The sequence below is a fragment of the Prosthecobacter sp. genome, from assembly GCF_049294395.1.
Lineage (GTDB): Bacteria > Verrucomicrobiota > Verrucomicrobiia > Verrucomicrobiales > Verrucomicrobiaceae > Prosthecobacter.
Genome location: NZ_JBAQCR010000165.1, coordinates 1 through 2,536, shown reverse-complemented (window position 1 = coordinate 2,536; position 2,536 = coordinate 1). Strand labels below are relative to the sequence as shown.

3 protein-coding genes are annotated in these 2,536 nt (G+C 58.2%); 1 reads left to right on the top strand and 2 read right to left on the bottom strand.

Annotated elements, in window-relative coordinates; translation table 11 throughout:
- On the top strand, positions 1-611 hold a 611-nt coding region (locus WAW39_RS11090; RefSeq protein ID WP_422318726.1), incomplete at its 5' end, for a hypothetical protein.
- Between the two features lie 63 nt (positions 612-674).
- Here the strand turns inward: WAW39_RS11090 and WAW39_RS11085 are convergent.
- Positions 675-842 (bottom strand): hypothetical protein, encoded by a 168-nt coding sequence (locus WAW39_RS11085; RefSeq protein ID WP_422318724.1) that lies wholly within the window; start codon positions 840-842, stop codon positions 675-677.
- Between the two features lie 63 nt (positions 843-905).
- Complete coding sequence (locus tag WAW39_RS11080; protein ID WP_422318722.1) at positions 906-2,204, bottom strand: hypothetical protein; 1,299 nt, start codon at positions 2,202-2,204, stop codon at positions 906-908.
- Between the last annotated feature and the right edge of the window lie 332 nt (positions 2,205-2,536).

The following is a 2,536-nucleotide window of genomic DNA, read 5'->3' as shown; positions in this document are numbered from 1 at the left end:
CCCTCCTTCTCGCCATCACCCTCTGCGTCGCACCCGTTTCTCAAGCGGAGGATTTAAAAGCCGTCGCCGCCAGTCTGGATGGCTACCGTTTCGAATTCGCCTGCAAGGACCCCATGCCGGAAAACCCCAAGCCCGGCGCTGACGGCATCTCCGCGCGTGCGACGAATGATCCCGCAACCAACGACAAGTTCACCGACGTGCGCAAGTTTGGCGGCGAGCCCGGCAAGCGCTACAAGGTGACCCTGCGCGTGCGCGGCGTGGTGGAGCCCATGATGTACAAGGACGGCCAGCAGGTGAGCGAATACTTCTACATCGGCGGCGCACCCAACAACGCCACCTACAACATCTACCAGCTCACCGTCTCCTCCCCGGCGCAGCATTTCTTCTTCAACCGCCAGGACAAGGTGGGCCACAAGATCTTCACCATCGACTACACCGCCACCATCGAAGTCGAAGGCGGCGCCACGCTCACCCTTCACGGCAACGGCCAGAACGGCCACATGATCACCAACTTCGCCAAACTCGTCGTCCCCGAAGTCTCCCCTGCCCCGCAGCCTTTTAACGGCCAGTTCATCCAGCTCAATGTGGTGGACGTGGCGGAGGTGAAGTGAGGTGCGCCGCTGGCTGGCTGGCAACCTGCGGCGGCTCTGTGGCGAAGGCTGGCAGCCGCCGGGCTACTGCGTGTCAAACACCTCCACTTCCCAAACGTCACCGCCGATGAAATGAGAGCGCAAGATATACCTTGGCGGAGGGAATTCCGGGCGGACCTTGTCTTTCGCCTCCTCGCCATTTGAGGCATGGACGCGGCGACGTTCAATCACATGAGCACCTTTTTTTGGCATGGTAGTGGATGTTGATGTTGATGTTGAGTCAAGTTTCCAAATGAGGGTCGCGGCATTGACGTTTTACTCCTTGGTGAAGGGTACCTTCAGGTAATCCATGCGGCTGAATGAAGAGACGGGGCGGGCGAGATCGAGAGCGCCGTCCTCTCCGATGGGAAACTCCAGCGCGTGGTAACCGATCACGATCGGCCGTGCGAACGACTCATTCATGGAGATGGACCTTTCCGTGGCCGAGGAGACGGAAACGGTGCCGCCCGGCAGGACAAAGCCGCCGTACTTGTCCTTCATGGCTGCGCGCTCTTCGGCCAGCTTGATGGCGGCCGCAGGAACATTTTTCACCTCAGCCGCCGCTGCGGGATCTGTCGCGGCAAGACTTTGATTGGCGAGAGCCACCGACAACGCCTGCTGGAGGTCGGTTTCCTTCTTTTGAAGCACCACCGCCTCCGCAGCAGTGTCGGCGCTTTGCTTGGGCGCGCCAGCGCTGAGCCGCCATGCCGAGGAGTCTTGATTGACCAAGCTCACCTGCACGCTGCGCAGAAGGTACACCCGTGTCACCACGCGGACATAATTCCACTGCTTGCCAAAGCGCTTGTCATCCGGGGGGATCTCATATCCGGAGAGATGTCCTTTGATCTTGGGCTGGATGCTCCAGCGATAGAGATCTTCGCGCAGCGTGGACTCGTCGATGCCGTAGGTGTAAGCATCGCTCAAGCTCACCGAACCGGTGACTGAGCGTGCGCCCAGAGCGCCAAGCATGACGGGCACGCCCTGCAGTGGCAAGGCGCCATTGAAGCCCTCCCCAGCGCGGACCTTGAACGAATAGGAGGGGAAGCCCACACGCGGTGCCAGCGGCCAGTTTGTGCTCAGCAGGAGTTGCTCCTGCCGGGTCTTGAAGGCCGCATCTGTCTCGCCCGCCTTCTGCACGGGGATAGTGGGAAACGCGCTCGGCTCCGACACCCACTTGTCTGGTGTGCGGGAGGACTGCCACATGGCGGGCAGCACCGACTTCTCTGTAACGCCGTAGGCCTGTCCCAGGTAGTACTTGCTGTAGCCGGTTGGCTGAAAGCGGCCGAAGCGATGGTCGATCGGCAGATAGCCCCGGGAATTCCAGTATTTCTTCAGCTTGTCGATGGGCGTATCCACAACGAACACATCCCCCACCTGGACATCCTCATCCAAGGGATAAACAGGAATCACCTGACTGGCACGAATGGCGAGACACCAGTCTCGGGCGACTCTTTCCAGATCTCGCTGTTTATTGAGGCGCTCGAAGTGGCCGCTCCCAACGTGGCTGGCATAGTTGACGAACTCGCCCACGACACATCCGGAGAGGCCCACGCTCAGCCCTGCTGCGGCAAGCATTGCCTTTAAGAGACAGGGAAACGAACGGGATGAAAACTGCGTGGAACTCTCAGCTGAGCAAATGATATGCATACATTTTCTTGGTAATTACACGCGATTACTGATCCATTAACAGCCATAAGACAATACAATTTATTTTTTACCCATTAGATATATTAATTACCGTAAAATCTAAAATTAAACAGCCGTTTGCTCGTAAAATAATTCGGTGTGAGACGCAGCATCGACCGTCCGTTTGCACTCGTCATTCTTTGCTTTCCCGCCATGCTTTACCGTCTTCTGCCCCCTCTCGCATGTTTCGCGCTAGCCTTCCTCGCTCCATCACTCCAAGC